Source organism: Enterobacter sp. HG048, assembly GCF_024702055.1.
Classification (GTDB): domain Bacteria; phylum Pseudomonadota; class Gammaproteobacteria; order Enterobacterales; family Enterobacteriaceae; genus Enterobacter; species Enterobacter dykesii.
The window spans coordinates 289,054-304,491 of the sequence record NZ_JANLIZ010000003.1; the positions used below are offsets into that span (position 1 = coordinate 289,054).

Consider the following 15,438-nt stretch of genomic DNA (forward strand, 5'->3'; position numbering starts at 1 on the left):
TTAAGTGTATACCAGGGGCAAAGATTTCACCGGAAAGTCACCTTCAGGCGGTTTATGGTACGTCGTAACCCAGCGCGGCCTTACGGATGCGGAACCACTGCTGACGGGTCATCTGCAGCTCCTCAGCGGCCAACGCGGAACGCACGCGTTCAATTTTACCGGAACCGATAATGGGCAGCGGTTTTGACGGCAGGCGCAGGATCCACGCGTAAACCACCTGTTCGATGCTTTCCGCGTTCAGTTCACGGGCGATGGTTTCAAGCTCATTGCGCAGCGGCTGGAATTCCTCATCATTAAACAGGCGTCCGCCCCCCAGGCATGACCACGCCATCGGGCGAATGCGCAGCTGCTGCAGCTGATCGAGCGTACCATCCAGCAGCAGCGGCTGGTGTACCGGGGAAATCTCAACCTGGTTGGTGGCCAGGGTAAACGGCAGACGAGACTGAAGCAGCGCAAACTGTGCCGGGGTAAAGTTTGACACGCCGAAGTGACGCACTTTCCCACTCTGGTGCAGGTTCAGGAAGGCTTCCGCCACCTCATCGGCATCCATCAGCGGGTCTGGGCGGTGGATTAACAGCAGGTCGATACGATCGGTCGCCAGATTGACCAGCGACTGCTCGGCGCTCTTGATGATATGCACGCTGTCGGTGATGTAATGACCTAGGGCATGTTCAGGTTTTGCCGTGGTGGCAATCCCGCACTTCGTGACGATCTCCATGCGATCGCGGAGTGCCGGAACCAGCTTGAGCGCCTCGCCGAACGCGGCCTCGCACTGGTAGCCACCGTAAATATCCGCATGATCGACCGTGGTGATGCCTAAATCGAGGTGCTCTTCAATAAAGCTCGCCAGCTGGAGGGGGGACATATTCCAGTCCATCAGGCGCCAGTAGCCCATGACAAAACGGGAGAATTCTGGCCCCTGGGGGGCAAGGGTAATTCGCTGAACCATAACATTTTCCTCAAGGACGTAATGTCATGAGTATACGCAATTACCGTGTTAAAAAAGTGAGGGTTGCTGGGGTTCTTCGGTCTCACCGGCTTTATTCGCGCGTATTTTGCGCAGAAGACGCTGTCGGCAGAGGCGTAACACGTCCTGCTTTTGCGTGTCGCTAAAGTTTTGCCAGTTGAAACGTTCATCGCGGGTACGCATACACCCGCGGCAATATCCGCGTTCATCGACCTGACAAATACCCCGGCACGGGCTCTGGATGGGGAAAAACTCCAGCTGCTCTGCCACACTCACCTCCCGATAGCTCTTCTCACCTACAGTGAAGACGTTAATCGCGCCGCGTGCAAGGCCTGTATCACAGATTTGTGGCATTAAGGTTTCACTAATCTTCCCTCTCTATACTCGGCCCATCATGACAATAACGGGTTTACCGATCGATGTGGTTAATCAGAAAGTTACAATGTAACGACATTAAATTTACTCTGGGCTGTGCACTCTTTTTTACTCTGCTGAACGGGCTGTTTATCCAGCGCAGCTGGGCCATTATCGGCCCAGTCCATCTGCACGACTTCCTCTTTGCTGCCTCCGTCCCGCTGGTGCTGTTTTGCGGCTGGGTGATTGTTTTTAGCCTGCTTAACATCCCGTATCTCCGCAAGCCGCTGCTGATTGTATTGACGATCGGATGCGCCGCGGCGACCTATTTCATGTATACCTATGGCGCGGTGATCGATCAGAACATGATTGTGAACGTGTTCGAAACCAACTCTCAGGAAGCGACCGCCCTGGTGACCCCGCAGATGATCCTGTGGATTGTCATAGCCGGCCTCGTTCCCTCCGTGGTGCTGGCGTTGACCCGCATTCGTACCGGAAAATGGTGGTACGCGCTGCTGACGCGCGTTGCCGCGATGCTCGGCGCCCTGCTGGTGATTATCCTGATTGCCGCGCTGTTTTATAAAGATTACGCGTCGCTGTTCCGCAATAACAAAAGCATCGTCAAAATGGTCACCCCGGCGAACTATGTCAGCGCCGTGGTGAAGTACAGTAAAATGCGCTGGTTTGCCGGCGATCAAACGCTGGTGCGCATTGGTGAAGATGCCCATAAAGGGTCACTGATTACCGGTCAACAAAAGAAAACCGTTCTGGTGCTTGTCGTTGGCGAAGCCTCTCGCGCGGCAAACTACTCCCTGAACGGTTACGAACGCGAAACCAACCCGGAGCTGAAAAAGCAGGACGTGATTAACTTCCCGCAGGCCTCCTCGTGTGGCACCGAAACCGCCGCTTCCGTTCCGTGCATGTTCTCCGGCATGACGCGCAGCAAATACGATGCCGACCTGGCTCACCATCGCGAGGGACTGCTCGATGTGCTGAAGCATGCGGGTATCAACCTGCTGTGGCGCGACAACGACGGTGGCTGTAAAGGCGCCTGCGATCGCGTGCCCCATACCGACATGACGCAGTGGAATCTGGATCAGTTCTGCAAAGACAAATCCTGTATTGATGATGTGAACTTCTACCGCCTGGACAACGTTCTGGACGGCGTGAAGCAGGACACGGTGCTGGTTATCCACCTGATGGGGAGTCATGGACCAGCGTACTATCATCGTTACCCGGACAATTTCCGTAAATTCACCCCCACCTGCGACACCAATGAAATTCAGGATTGCGACCATCAGGCGCTGATCAATACCTATGACAACACTGTCCTCTATACCGACAGCATGGTCAGCAAAACCATTGATGCGCTGAAAGCGCGCCAGTCGAGCATGAACACCGCGCTGATCTATCTCTCAGATCACGGTGAATCCTTAGGTGAAAGCGGTATTTATCTGCACGGTACGCCGTACATGCTGGCGCCGGAGCAGCAAACGCATATTCCGTTTATGTTCTGGCTGTCACCGGATTACGCGAAAAACTTTGGCATCAACGAACGGTGTTTGCGTGACCATGCAGCAAAAAATGCGGTTTCCCAGGACAATTTATTCTCAACCGTATTGGGTATGATGGACGTGAAATCAACGGTTTATCAACCGCAGCTGGATATACTGAGCGCATGTCGTCAGTAAACTCGCTTGCATTAGACCGAACGGTCTATTAGAGTGCGGCCATGAGCAGAAATACTGAACACGATACCCGCGAACATTTACTGGCAACCGGCGAGCGACTTTGCATGCATCGCGGGTTTACCGGTATGGGGTTGAGCGAGCTTTTAAAAACCGCTGAGGTACCGAAGGGGTCGTTTTATCACTACTTCCGGTCCAAAGAGGCTTTTGGCGTAGCGATGCTGGAGCGTCATTATGCTGGCTACCACCAGCGTCTGGCGACCCACTTTGCTTCGGGTGAAGGTAACTACCGGGATCGTGTTCTGAACTACTATCAGGAAACGCTGAACCAGTTCTGTCAGCAGGGCATTATCAGCGGATGCCTGACGGTCAAACTGTCTGCCGAAGTGTGCGATCTTTCCGAAGACATGCGCTCGGCGATGGATAAGGGTGCCCGCGGCGTAATCGCCCTGCTGGCACAGGCGCTGGAAAAAGGCCGCGAAGAAAAAACGCTGGCCTTTTCTGGCGACCCCTTAATGCAGTCTCAGGTGCTCTACTCCCTCTGGTTAGGAGCCAACCTGCAGGCAAAAATTTCGCGCAGTGCCCTGCCGCTGGAAAGCGCGCTGGCACATGTGAAAAACAGTATTACTGCGCCAGGCGTATAACGGGCGCTTTTTTATTTACCCTATTACTAGTCGACTGGTCTACTCAGGAGTCTTTATGTCAGCTGAAAAACTGTTTACCCCATTGAAAGTGGGTGCCGTCACGGCGCCAAACCGCGTGTTTATGGCTCCGCTTACCCGTCTGCGCAGCATTGAGCCGGGCGACATCCCAACCCCACTGATGGGTGAATACTATCGTCAGCGCGCAAGCTCTGGCCTGATCATCACGGAAGCCACGCAGATTTCAGCTCAGGCTAAAGGTTATGCCGGTGCACCGGGCCTTCACAGCCCGGAACAGATCGCCGCATGGCAGAAAATCACCGCGGGCGTTCACGCTGAAGAGGGTCGCATTGCGGTCCAGCTGTGGCACACCGGTCGTATCTCTCACAGCAGCATTCAGCCTGGCGGCCAGGCACCGGTCTCCGCGTCGGCCCTGAGCGCAAATACCCGTACGTCCCTGCGTGATGAAAACGGCAATGCGATCCGCGTGGATACCTCTATGCCGCGCGCGCTTGAGCTGGATGAAATTCCGGGTATCGTGAACGATTTCCGCCAGGCCGTAGCCAACGCCCGCGAAGCCGGTTTTGACCTGATTGAGCTGCACTCTGCGCATGGTTACCTGTTGCACCAGTTCCTGTCACCGTCGTCCAACCATCGCACTGACCAGTACGGCGGCAACGTCGAAAACCGCGCTCGCCTGGTGCTGGAAGTGGTTGACGCCGTATGCCAGGAGTGGAGCCCGGATCGTATCGGGATCCGCGTCTCCCCAATCGGTTCTTTCCAGAACGTCGACAACGGTCCGAACGAAGAAGCCGATGCCCTGTACCTGATCGAAGAACTGGCTAAGCGCGGCATCGCCTATCTGCACATGTCCGAGCCGGACTGGGCTGGCGGTAAACCATACACGGACGCTTTCCGTCAGAAAGTGCGCGAGCGTTTCCACGGGGTGATCATCGGTGCGGGGGCTTATACCCCGGAGAAAGCCGAAGATCTGATCGGCAAAGGGCTGATCGATGCCGTCGCGTTTGGCCGCGACTACATCGCCAACCCGGATCTGGTTGCCCGTCTGCAGAAAAAAGCGGCCCTGAATCCGCAGCGCCCGGAAAGCTTCTACGGCGGCGGCGCGGAAGGCTACACCGACTACCCTTCTCTGTAATCTCGCCGTTGTTCATTGATAGCGGCGATACTTCGCCGCTATACTAAAACATCGTTTCTGTTCAAAAAGACAGTCTATTCCATTGGTTAATGAGGAAATTATGCGCCTACTTCACACCATGCTGCGCGTTGGCGACCTGCAACGTTCCATTGATTTCTACACTAACGTCCTGGGCATGAAGCTGCTGCGCACCAGCGAAAACCCGGAATACAAATACTCGCTGGCTTTCGTGGGTTACGGCCCGGAAACGGATGAAGCGGTGATCGAGCTGACCTACAACTGGGGCGTAGACAGCTATGAACTGGGCACCGCCTACGGCCATATCGCGCTGGAAGTGGACAACGCGGCCGAAGCGTGTGAGCGCATTCGCAGCAACGGCGGTAACGTTACGCGCGAAGCGGGCCCTGTAAAAGGCGGCACCACCGTGATTGCGTTCGTGGAAGATCCGGACGGTTACAAAATCGAGCTGATTGAAGCCAAAGACGCGGGTCGCGGTCTGGGCAACTGATCCCTCAGGGCGCAACATGCGCCCGTTGTTTTACTGCATCACCCCGCAAAATTTGCCATAATGCGCTCTGCTTTTTCCCCTTGTAAGAGACCCTGATGTCCGATAACGCTCAATTTAGCGGTCTGTGCGACCGTTTTCGTGGTTTTTATCCCGTTGTCATTGATGTAGAAACAGCCGGATTTAACGCTAAAACCGATGCGCTGCTCGAAATTGCCGCCATCACGCTGAAGATGGATGAACAGGGCTGGCTTACACCGGACACCACGCTGCATTTCCACGTTGAACCTTTCGAAGGGGCAAACTTACAGCCGGAAGCACTGGCGTTTAACGGTATCGACCCGCACAACCCGCTGCGTGGCGCAGTCAGTGAATACGATGCGCTGCACGCCATTTTTAAAATGGTGCGTAAAGGCATGAAAGAGAGCAACTGCAGCCGCGCCATCATGGTGGCCCATAACGCCACCTTCGATCACAGCTTTACCATGGCCGCAGCCGAGCGCGCCGCGCTCAAACGCAACCCCTTCCATCCTTTTGTGACCTTCGACACCGCCGCGCTGAGCGGCCTGGCGCTGGGACAAACGGTGTTATCAAAAGCCTGCATCACGGCGGGTATACCTTTTGACGGAACGCAGGCGCACTCTGCGCTGTATGACACGGAGCGCACTGCAGAGCTGTTCTGTGAGATCGTCAACCGCTGGAAGCGTCTGGGCGGCTGGCCGCTGCCGATGGGCGACAGCGAAGAATAAAAAAAGCGACCTTATCAGGTCGCTTTTTTATTTGCGCAGAAAATTACTCTGCGTCCGGCTCTTCGGTTTTGTACTTCGCCGCCGTCTCTTTGATCAGCTGCTGCAGTTCACCGCGCTGATACATTTCAATCAGAATATCGCAGCCGCCAACCAGCTCACCGTCAACCCACAGCTGTGGGAAAGTCGGCCAGTTAGCATACTTTGGCAGCTCAGCGCGGATGTCCGGGTTCTGCAGGATATCGACGTAAGCAAAACGCTCACCACAGGCTGACAGCGCCTGAACCGCTTGCGCGGAGAAGCCGCAGCTTGGCAGCTTCGGAGAACCTTTCATATACAGCAGAATCGGGTTTTCAGCGATCTGGCGCTGGATTTTTTCAATAGTGGTGCTCATGTCTTGCTTCCTTTAACTTCTGTTACGGCATTCGTCTGACATTGTAGCGGTTCAGACTGGCATCGGAAAATAACATTTTTGTCACGTTTATACATTCTACCCCGAGTCACGAAAAGTTGCATTGCAAATGGTGTTTACCCCTGCGGCAGTCAGGGTTTTGCTTAGGGAGTGGGCAAATGTGCGACAGAACGATGAATTTTTTTGCACTTGCTAACGAAACAGGATCGTAGATTGAAAAATGCTATTAACTTTCTGGGTTTTTATAGATTAGAATCGACGGGCTTTGTAAATCACACGCGGGTATTATTGATGACCTGCATTTATCAGGGGACTGCCCAGTGGCGCGGATAAATAAAATCTCGATCACGCTCTGTGCTTTACTGTTTACTTCACTCACTTTCACGCCAGTGGCAAACGCCTCTCAGCAGGCGCGGCATTCTGCTGTACAAAAAAACCATCTGGTGAAAGCCACAGACCGTAAGAAAAAAACCACCGCTAAGAACGACAAGAAAAAAACACCGGCTCAGACGAAACAGACCGCTTCCAGCAAAACGAAAACAAAACCTTCCCGCACTGCCCACTCCGCTAAAAGTAAAGCTTCGCAAACCGCCGCTAACCTCGTTACTGAAAAATGCATCACGCGTAAAGGCCACAAGGCGAAATGCACGAAGGTCACGAAAATAGCGGAAGTGCATAAAGTGCGTGTACAGAAAGCGCAAAAGACCGCGATGAACAAACTGATGGGGCAGATTGGCAAACCTTATCACTGGGGTGGCAGTTCGCCGCGTACCGGGTTTGACTGCAGCGGCCTCGTCTATTACGCCTATAAAGATCTGGTCAAATTCCGCATTCCTCGCACCGCCAATGAGATGTACCACCTGCGCGATGCCTCACCGGTTGACCGCGGTGAGCTGGAAAACGGCGATCTGGTGTTCTTCCGCACTCAGGGTCGCGGCACGGCTGACCACGTCGGCGTGTATGTCGGCAACGGGAAATTCATCCAGTCTCCACGTAGCGGCCAGGATATTCAGATTACCTCTCTCAGTGAAGACTACTGGGTACGCCACTACGTCGGCGCGCGTCGCGTGATGACGCCGAAAACCATCCGCTAACCCCTGCCCTGCCGCATCCGTGGCAGGGTAAGTTCCTCTTTTGCATACCCTTTCAATTTGCTATCCTGTCCCTGTTGTCTGTGTGGTTATTGGCAACGCAAAATACAATAAGGAGAGAAGCAATGTCGTTCGAATTACCTGCACTACCGTATGCAAAAGACGCCCTGGCACCGCACATTTCTGCGGAAACCCTGGAATATCATTACGGCAAGCATCACCAGACGTACGTCACCAACCTGAACAATCTGATCAAGGGCACCGATTTTGAAGGCAAAACGCTGGAAGAGATCGTCCGCAGCTCAGAGGGTGGCGTATTTAACAACGCCGCTCAGGTGTGGAACCATACCTTCTACTGGCACTGCCTGGCGCCGAATGCCGGCGGTGAACCTGTCGGTGAACTGGCTACCGCTATCAACGCCGCATTTGGCAGCTTCGCGGATTTCAAAGCGAAGTTTACCGATGCAGCCATCAAGAACTTCGGTTCTGGCTGGACGTGGCTGGTTAAAGAGGCGGATGGCAAACTGGCTATCGTGTCCACCTCTAACGCGGGTACCCCGCTGACCACCAGCGCGAAGCCGCTGATGACCGTGGACGTGTGGGAACACGCTTACTACATTGATTACCGCAACGCGCGTCCGAACTACCTGGAGCACTTCTGGGCACTGGTTAACTGGGACTTTGTCGCGAAGAACTTCGCCGCGTAAGAGACACGCAGAAGGGTTCGCCCTTCTGCGTTTTTGGTTTATTCCGCAGCGCAGGCTGCTTCAGGCTGTTTACGTCCCGACATCATCACCAGCAGCAGGCCGAGCGCGGCAATAATCGCCCCCATCACCGGCACAAAGCTGTATCCCAGACCACCTGAAATCACGGCCCCACCGGCCGCGGCGCCCAGGGCATTACCCAGGTTAAACGCACCGATATTCACGGATGATGAAAGTCCCGGCGCCTCGTGCGCGACACGCATCACGCGCATCTGCAGCGGCGGCACCACGGCGAAAGTGGCGGCTCCCCAGACGACCATCGCGATCGCGGCCCCGAACTCATTACGCGCCAGCCACGGAATGGCAACCATGATGACAATCAGCAGGGTTAAGAAGCCCTTAAGCGTCCCGCTCACGGAACGGTCGGCAAATTTCCCGCCGAGATAGTTGCCGATCGAGAAGCCCACGCCAATCAGCACCAGCATCGCGGTCACAAAGAGAGGCGTTGCGTGGGTGATATCGTGCAGCACCGGTGAAATATAGGTGTAGAGGGTAAACATCGCCCCTGCCCCCAGCACGGTGGTGAGCAGCGCGGAGAGCACCTGCGGACGCATCAGCACCGACAGCTCTTTACGCACTTCCGGACGTTCACCGGCGCTGCCTTTCGGCAGGGAGAAGAACAATGCCACCATCGCGACCACGCCCAGCCCGGCCGTCGCCAGGAAGGACATACGCCAGCCGATCGCTTCTCCCATCCAGGTTGCCGCAGGCACCCCGCCGATGTTGGCAATCGTCAGCCCCATAAACATGGTTGCCACGGCGCTCGCCTGCTTGTGTTTAGGCACCACGCTGGCAGCCACGACCGACCCCAGCCCAAAGAACGCGCCGTGGTTAAGGCTGGTCAGAATACGCGACAGCATCAATGTGGTGTAGTCCGGCGAAATGGCCGAAAGCACGTTGCCGAGGGTGAAAATCGCCATCAGGAAAATCAGCGCATTGCGGCGCGCGCGGTGCGAAAGAAGAAGCGTCATCAGCGGCGCCCCGACCATCACGCCGATAGCGTAGGCGCTAATTAACATCCCTGCCGCAGGGATCGAGACATCTACGCCCCGGGCAATAACAGGCAGTAACCCCATCGGGGAGAATTCTGTGGTGCCAATCCCAAAAGCGCCAATCGCCAGGGCCAGCAGGGGAAAATTGATTTTCATGCGTCAACTCCGGATGCCGTGTCATGTGGTGACACAGAACAAAGAAGCGGAAAGCATGACATCAATCACAAAAAATGAGAAGTTAACAAAATGGCAAAAGATTTTTGCCAGAGAAGTAACAATCCGGGGTGTCGGGAGGGAGAAGGCTCTCCCTCCGCGTAAATCAGTGCAGCGCAGCCGTCAGACCGGCCGCAACAATCAGAGCCAGCACAACAACGGTGGTGAACAGCGAAAACTTAAGATCGGAACTCATCAATTTTTCTCCTTTTAATCCCCACACGAAAAGTGAGCTTGCTCATTTTTGCACAGATTACGTCAAAAATCTTCCTGGATTTATACTGATAACCACTTTACCTCTTCCCCTTTTCATCAAGATAGGACAAAATTCCACGCTAAATTTATTAGCGTACCGGCCATTGACCCCCTCCTGACGTCCCGTGTCGTTTTCCCGGCGTGCCGCAATTCAAGATTGCGTGATAAGGGTGAGAGAAGGCAAACGTTTACCTTCAAGTTTTTCAGGAGCTTAGGATATGGTCTGGAGTGACATTTAATGGCAACAATTAAAGACGTAGCAAAACGCGCAAACGTTTCCACTACAACCGTATCACATGTAATTAACAAAACCCGCTTTGTGGCGGAAGAGACGCGCAACGCCGTCTGGGCAGCGATCAAAGAGCTGCACTATTCGCCAAGTGCGGTTGCGCGTAGCCTCAAGGTTAATCACACCAAGTCCATTGGATTGCTGGCGACCAGCAGTGAAGCGGCCTATTTTGCCGAGATCATTGAAGCGGTCGAAAAGAACTGCTTCCAGAAAGGCTATACCCTGATTCTGGGCAACGCGTGGAACAGCATTGAAAAACAGCGTGCCTACCTGTCGATGATGGCGCAAAAGCGCGTTGATGGCCTGCTGGTGATGTGTTCCGAGTATCCGGAATCCGTGCTGTCGATGCTGGAAGAGTATCGCCATATTCCGATGGTGGTGATGGACTGGGGCGAAGCGCGCGCAGACTTCACCGATTCCGTTATCGATAACGCCTTTGAAGGCGGCTATATGGCCGGTCGTTACCTGATCGAACGCGGTCACCGCGAGATTGGCGTGATCCCCGGTCCGCTGGAACGCAACACCGGCGCGGGCCGTCTGGCCGGTTTTATGAAAGCGATGGAAGAAGCGCTGATCAACGTGCCGGAAAACTGGATCGTGCAGGGCGACTTTGAGCCGGAATCGGGCTACCGTGCGATGCAGCAGATCGTCTCCCAGCCGCACCGTCCGACCGCCGTGTTCTGCGGGGGCGACATCATGGCCATGGGCGCGCTCTGCGCTGCCGACGAGCTGGGCCTGCGCGTACCGCAGGATATTTCCGTGATCGGCTATGACAACGTGCGTAACGCGCGCTTCTTCACCCCGGCGCTGACCACCATTCACCAGCCAAAAGACTCGCTGGGCGAAACGGCTTTCAACATGCTGATGGACAGGATCGTCAACAAGCGTGAAGAGTCGCAGTCCATTGAAGTTCACCCGCGTCTTATCGAACGTCGTTCCGTTGCGGACGGTCCGTTCCGCGACTACCGTCGTTAATCGCTTTACGGGGCCAGCTATGCTGGCTCCCGTAACCATTCCCGGTTTAGCGTTTCGCTGTCTCCCAGATAGTCCAGCAGCCACGCCATAGCGGGCGAGACATCATTTTGCTGCCAGGTGAGGCAGCAGGCCGCATCCGGGAACGGATTCTCCAGCGTCAGCTCAACCCACTCTCCGGTATCGATGCGCGGACGCGCAAAATGAACGGGCACCATCGCGACGCACAGCCCGGCGCTGAGGCACGTCGCCGATGATTCCCAGTCCGGAGCCACCACCCGCCGCTGGTTGTCCAGAAGCCAGGTGATACGCTTGGGCAATGAACGGGACGTATCCTCCAGCACCAGCGACGGCCAGTTGCGCAGCGTGTCATCGCTCAGCGGCCCGTCCATCGCCGCCAGCGGATGATCGCTTGCCACCACGCATTTCCAGCTCAGCATCCCCATATCGCGAAAGGCGTAACGTCCCCCGACCGGGATCGCCTGCGTGGCCCCAATCGCCATCTCTGCCCTGCCGTCCGCCAGCGCATCCCAGACGCCGTTAAACACCTCCTGCGAGACCCGCAGCTCGACGTCAGAAAAATGACGATAGAAATCGACGATCATCTGCCGGGTGCGCTCCGGCTTAACGATGTTATCCACCGCGATGGAAAGATGTCCCCGCCAGCCGTTAGCGATCTGCTGACACTGTTCGCGGGTGATCTGCATTTTTTTGATAACAGAACGCCCTTCCTTCAAAAACCACGCGCCTGCGGGCGTTAATTCCACATCACGATGCCGCCGTTCAAACAGCGGAACCGCCAGCCACTCCTCCAGCTGACGCACCGTGTAGCTGATTGCCGAAGGGACGCGGTGCAGCTCCTGCGCCGCGCCGCTAAAGCTGCCGTTACGCGCCACAGCATCGACCACTTCAAGAGAATAATCTGACCACATTTTCTGCCTGCAAAATTTTTGAATGCACCCGCCAAATATTAGCGTTTCACAAGCGGCTTTGCACTCCCTACACTCAGCGCCAATGTATACCTGCCTCCTCAGGAGAATAAAATAATGCAACCCAGGAACGGTTTTTTAGTCTGGCTCGGCGGCTTAAGCGTGCTGGGCTTTTTAGCCACCGATATGTACCTGCCGGCGTTTGCCGCCATGCAGGAAGATTTGCAAACCCCGGCTGCCGCCATCAGCGCCAGCCTGAGTTTGTTCCTCGCCGGTTTTGCCTTCGCGCAGCTGCTCTGGGGACCGCTCTCGGATCGCTTTGGTCGTAAACCGGTACTGTTGCTGGGCCTGGCCATTTTTGCCGTGGGCTGCCTGGGGATGCTATGGGTACGCGATGCCGCCTGGCTGCTGGTGCTGCGGTTTGTTCAGGCCGTGGGCGTCTGTGCCGCGGCCGTGACCTGGCAGGCACTGGTCACCGACTACTATCCGGCTAACCGCACAAACCGTATTTTCGCCACCATTATGCCGCTGGTGGGTCTCTCACCTGCCCTCGCCCCTCTGCTGGGCAGCTGGATCCTCGCGCATTTCGACTGGCAGGCCATTTTCGCCACGCTGTTTGCCATTACCCTGGTCCTGATGCTGCCGGCGTTCGCCCTCAAGCCCGCGCATAAAAAAGAGGCGCATGCAGACGCGAAGCCGATTACCTTCACGTCTCTGCTCAGCACCAAAGCGTATCGCGGGAATGTCCTGATCTATGCCGCCTGCTCGGCAAGCTTCTTCGCGTGGCTCACCGGCTCGCCGTTCATTCTGCACGATATGGGCTACAGCCCGGCAGCCATCGGCCTGAGCTATGTTCCGCAGACTATCGCATTCCTGGTGGGCGGGTACGGCTGTCGCGCGGCGCTGCAAAAGTGGGAAGGTCAGCAGATGCTGCCGTGGCTGCTGGTGCTGTATGCGCTGAGCGTTATCGGGACCTGGGCCGTTGGCTTTATTCCGGGTGCCGGTCTGGCAGAAATTTTGATCCCATTCTGCGTGATGGCCATTGCGAACGGGGCGATTTATCCGATCGTTGTGGCGCAGGCGCTGCGTCCTTTCCCGCAGGCAACTGGCCGCGCCGCCGCGCTGCAGAACACCCTGCAGCTGGGGCTGTGCTTCCTGGCAAGCCTGGTGGTCTCGGCGCTGATTGCCACGCCGCTCCTGACCACCACCAGCGTGATGCTGTTCACCGTAGCGCTGGCGGTATTGGGCTATCGCATGCAGGCTTCCGCGCAGCGTGAGCAGGAAAAGAGTGCTCAGGTTGAAACGTCACATGCCTGATTGCGTCAGAAATCATGTTAATTTTCAGTGATTAGGTTGCTAAGAATTTTCTATTGAATCACCAAATTTTGAGGCCTATACTAAATTTGGTTCGATTAAATACGATAAATATTAAGCTTTAACGGGAGCCGGAGTGCTCCCGTTTTACCATGGAAGGCATTTCGGCAAGGGTTATCTCCCTTCCTCTGTTCTACGTCGGATACTAGCCTCGCGGTATTTACCGTGAGATTTCTCACAAACCAAAAAAAGCGTCTACGCTGTTTTAAGGTTCTGATCACAGTAGGGTGATGGAGAAGCTATGAGTTCATCGTGTATAGAAGAAGTCAGCGTTCCGGATGACAACTGGTCCCGGATCGTCAGTGAACTGTTAGGTCGAGCAGGCATCACTATCAATGGATCATCGCCATCCGATCCTCAGGTTAAACATCCCGACTTTTTTAAACGCGTGTTGCGGGAAGGGTCGTTAGGCCTGGGTGAAAGCTATATGGACGGCTGGTGGGAGTGCGAGCGTCTGGATACCTTTTTCGCCAGCGTGCTGCGTGCCGGTCTTGAAAATCAACTCCCTCGCAATCTGAAAGACACCCTGCGCGTCGCCTCTGCCCGACTGTTCAATCTGCAAAGTAAAAAGCGCGCGTGGATCGTTGGCAAAGAACACTACGATCTTGGCAACGACCTGTTCAGCCGTATGCTGGACCCTTTCATGCAATACTCCTGCGCCTACTGGAAAGACGCGTCGACCCTTGAAGAGGCCCAGCAGGCCAAGCTGCGTCTGATTAGCGAGAAGCTGCAGCTCCAGCCCGGTATGCGCGTGCTGGATATCGGCTGCGGCTGGGGCGGGCTGGCGTATTTTATGGCGAAGCACTATGGCGTCAGCGTCGTCGGCGTCACGATCTCAGCGGAACAGCAAAAAATGGCGCGAGAGCGCTGCCAGGATCTCGATGTGGATATCCGGCTGCAGGACTACCGTGACCTGAACGAGCAGTTTGACCGGATCGTTTCCGTCGGCATGTTCGAGCACGTCGGGCCGAAAAACTACGCTACCTATTTTGAGGTGGTGGATCGGAATCTGAAACCGGACGGTATCTTCCTGCTGCACACCATCGGCTCTAAGCGGACTGACAATAACGTCGACCCGTGGATCAACAAATACATCTTCCCGAATGGCTGTTTACCGTCCGTTCGCCAGATTGCCAACGCCAGTGAACCCCATTTCGTGATGGAAGACTGGCATAACTTTGGCGCGGATTACGACACCACGTTGATGGCCTGGCATGCGCGTTTTCAGGAGACCTGGCCAGAAATTGCGGACAACTATTCTGAACGATTCAGGCGGATGTTTAGCTATTATCTGAATGCCTGCGCGGGGGCGTTTCGCGCACGGGATATTCAGCTCTGGCAGGTGGTATTCAGCCGTGGGATTGAACACGGATTACGTGTCGCACGCTAAAAAAATAACCCCGGATGTCCGGGGTTATTTTTTATTCTTCTTCTGCGGCGGTCTTTATTATTGCCGCTTCTTTTGCTGCCAGCACGCGCTCAACCGTATCCACTACCGCCTGGGTTTGCGGATCGATTTCGATATTCACGCGATGCCCCAGTTTTTTGGCGCCCAGCGTGGTGCGCTGCAGCGTTTCAGGAATTAAATGCACGCAAAATCGCGTTGGCGTCACTTCACCCACCGTCAGGCTAATCCCATCAATGCCAATAAATCCTTTATAGAGGATGTATTTCATTAATGAAGGATCCTGCATTTTAAACCAGATCTGACGGTTATTTTCCGAGGTCACGATTTTTGCCACTTCAGCGGTGGTCATGATGTGCCCGGACATCAGGTGGCCGCCAATCTCATCGCTGAACTTCGCCGCCCGCTCAACGTTGACGGTATCTCCCACCGCCAGCTCGCCAAGGTTGGTGATGCGCAGCGTCTCTTTCATTAAATCAAAGCTAATCTGGTTGCCGTTAATTTCGGTAACGGTCAGGCAGCAGCCGTTGTGGGCAATCGACGCGCCTGTTTCAATGCCCTCAAGCATATATTCCGGCAGCTCAACAACATGAGTACGGAAATTAGGTTTTTCATCAATGGACACCACTTTGGCGGTGCCCTGCACAATACCAGTAAACATGCTTACAACTCCTGTTTTTTCCGG

The 15,438-nt window shown here is 55.2% G+C and carries 17 protein-coding genes; 10 read left to right on the forward strand and 7 right to left on the reverse strand.

The features are described from left to right. Positions 1-52: 52 nt before the first annotated feature. Together NUX24_RS06810 and NUX24_RS06815 are read right to left on the reverse strand one after the other, a co-directional pair. Positions 53-949, reverse strand: a complete 897-nt coding sequence (locus NUX24_RS06810; protein WP_257830465.1) for an aldo/keto reductase family oxidoreductase — start codon at positions 947-949, stop codon at positions 53-55. Between the two features lie 48 nt (positions 950-997). Beyond that, complete coding sequence (locus NUX24_RS06815; RefSeq protein ID WP_010430327.1) at positions 998-1,237, reverse strand: DUF1289 domain-containing protein; 240 nt, start codon at positions 1,235-1,237, stop codon at positions 998-1,000. A 149-nt stretch (positions 1,238-1,386) separates the two neighbouring features. On the opposite strand from NUX24_RS06815, the gene eptA reads away from it, so the two are divergent. From eptA to rnt, 5 genes are all read left to right on the forward strand, one after another. Then, positions 1,387-3,012 carry a phosphoethanolamine transferase EptA gene (eptA, locus tag NUX24_RS06820; protein ID WP_257830468.1) on the forward strand — a complete coding sequence of 542 codons (1,626 nt, stop codon included), beginning with the start codon at positions 1,387-1,389 and terminating at the stop codon, positions 3,010-3,012. A 41-nt stretch (positions 3,013-3,053) separates the two neighbouring features. Then, complete coding sequence (locus NUX24_RS06825; RefSeq protein WP_126328349.1) at positions 3,054-3,653, forward strand: TetR/AcrR family transcriptional regulator; 600 nt, start codon at positions 3,054-3,056, stop codon at positions 3,651-3,653. A gap of 55 nt (positions 3,654-3,708) precedes the next feature. Next, entirely contained in the window at positions 3,709-4,806 is a 1,098-nt protein-coding gene (locus tag NUX24_RS06830; protein ID WP_257830470.1) for an alkene reductase, read from the forward strand. Between the two features lie 100 nt (positions 4,807-4,906). Beyond that, positions 4,907-5,314 carry a lactoylglutathione lyase gene (gene gloA, locus NUX24_RS06835; RefSeq protein WP_013096923.1) on the forward strand — a complete coding sequence of 136 codons (408 nt, stop codon included), beginning with the start codon at positions 4,907-4,909 and terminating at the stop codon, positions 5,312-5,314. 95 nt (positions 5,315-5,409) lie between these two features. Next, the gene (gene rnt, locus NUX24_RS06840; RefSeq protein ID WP_023311355.1) at positions 5,410-6,060 is read left to right on the forward strand and encodes a ribonuclease T; all 651 of its coding nucleotides are present in this window, start codon (positions 5,410-5,412) and stop codon (positions 6,058-6,060) included. 43 nt (positions 6,061-6,103) lie between these two features. On the opposite strand, the gene grxD is transcribed toward rnt, so the two are convergent. Next, positions 6,104-6,451, reverse strand: a complete 348-nt coding sequence (grxD, locus tag NUX24_RS06845) for a monothiol glutaredoxin 4 (protein WP_003832760.1) — start codon at positions 6,449-6,451, stop codon at positions 6,104-6,106. A gap of 338 nt (positions 6,452-6,789) precedes the next feature. Between grxD and NUX24_RS06850 the strand changes: the two genes are divergently transcribed. Together NUX24_RS06850 and sodB are read left to right on the forward strand one after the other, a co-directional pair. Beyond that, the gene (locus tag NUX24_RS06850; RefSeq protein WP_126328347.1) at positions 6,790-7,563 is read left to right on the forward strand and encodes a C40 family peptidase; all 774 of its coding nucleotides are present in this window, start codon (positions 6,790-6,792) and stop codon (positions 7,561-7,563) included. Positions 7,564-7,685: 122 nt separating this feature from the next. Then, a complete protein-coding gene (gene sodB / locus NUX24_RS06855; protein ID WP_029739795.1) occupies positions 7,686-8,267 on the forward strand; it encodes a superoxide dismutase [Fe] in 582 nt (193 codons plus the stop codon). Positions 8,268-8,305: 38 nt separating this feature from the next. Here the strand turns inward: sodB and NUX24_RS06860 are convergent, their stop codons facing one another. Further along, the gene (locus tag NUX24_RS06860) at positions 8,306-9,472 is read right to left on the reverse strand and encodes an MFS transporter (protein ID WP_257830474.1); all 1,167 of its coding nucleotides are present in this window, start codon (positions 9,470-9,472) and stop codon (positions 8,306-8,308) included. Positions 9,473-9,635: 163 nt separating this feature from the next. Beyond that, positions 9,636-9,725, reverse strand: a complete 90-nt coding sequence (locus NUX24_RS06865; protein WP_008500596.1) for a YnhF family membrane protein — start codon at positions 9,723-9,725, stop codon at positions 9,636-9,638. 297 nt (positions 9,726-10,022) lie between these two features. Between NUX24_RS06865 and purR the strand changes: the two genes are divergently transcribed. Next, positions 10,023-11,048, forward strand: coding sequence for an HTH-type transcriptional repressor PurR (gene purR, locus NUX24_RS06870; protein ID WP_023335431.1), 1,026 nt, complete (start codon positions 10,023-10,025; stop codon positions 11,046-11,048). Between the two features lie 17 nt (positions 11,049-11,065). Here the strand turns inward: purR and punR are convergent, their stop codons facing one another. After that, positions 11,066-11,977, reverse strand: coding sequence for a DNA-binding transcriptional activator PunR (punR, locus tag NUX24_RS06875; RefSeq protein WP_048222755.1), 912 nt, complete (start codon positions 11,975-11,977; stop codon positions 11,066-11,068). Positions 11,978-12,091: 114 nt separating this feature from the next. On the opposite strand from punR, the gene punC reads away from it, so the two are divergent. Together punC and cfa are read left to right on the forward strand one after the other, a co-directional pair. Next, positions 12,092-13,291, forward strand: a complete 1,200-nt coding sequence (punC, locus tag NUX24_RS06880) for a purine nucleoside transporter PunC (protein ID WP_126328345.1) — start codon at positions 12,092-12,094, stop codon at positions 13,289-13,291. 298 nt (positions 13,292-13,589) lie between these two features. Then, positions 13,590-14,738: a cyclopropane fatty acyl phospholipid synthase gene (gene cfa / locus NUX24_RS06885; RefSeq protein WP_047651412.1), complete on the forward strand. Its 1,149-nt coding sequence runs from the start codon at positions 13,590-13,592 to the stop codon at positions 14,736-14,738. A 31-nt stretch (positions 14,739-14,769) separates the two neighbouring features. Here cfa and NUX24_RS06890 read toward each other — a convergent pair whose 3' ends face one another. After that, positions 14,770-15,414, reverse strand: a complete 645-nt coding sequence (locus tag NUX24_RS06890; RefSeq protein WP_023311347.1) for a riboflavin synthase — start codon at positions 15,412-15,414, stop codon at positions 14,770-14,772. Positions 15,415-15,438 lie beyond the last annotated feature (24 nt).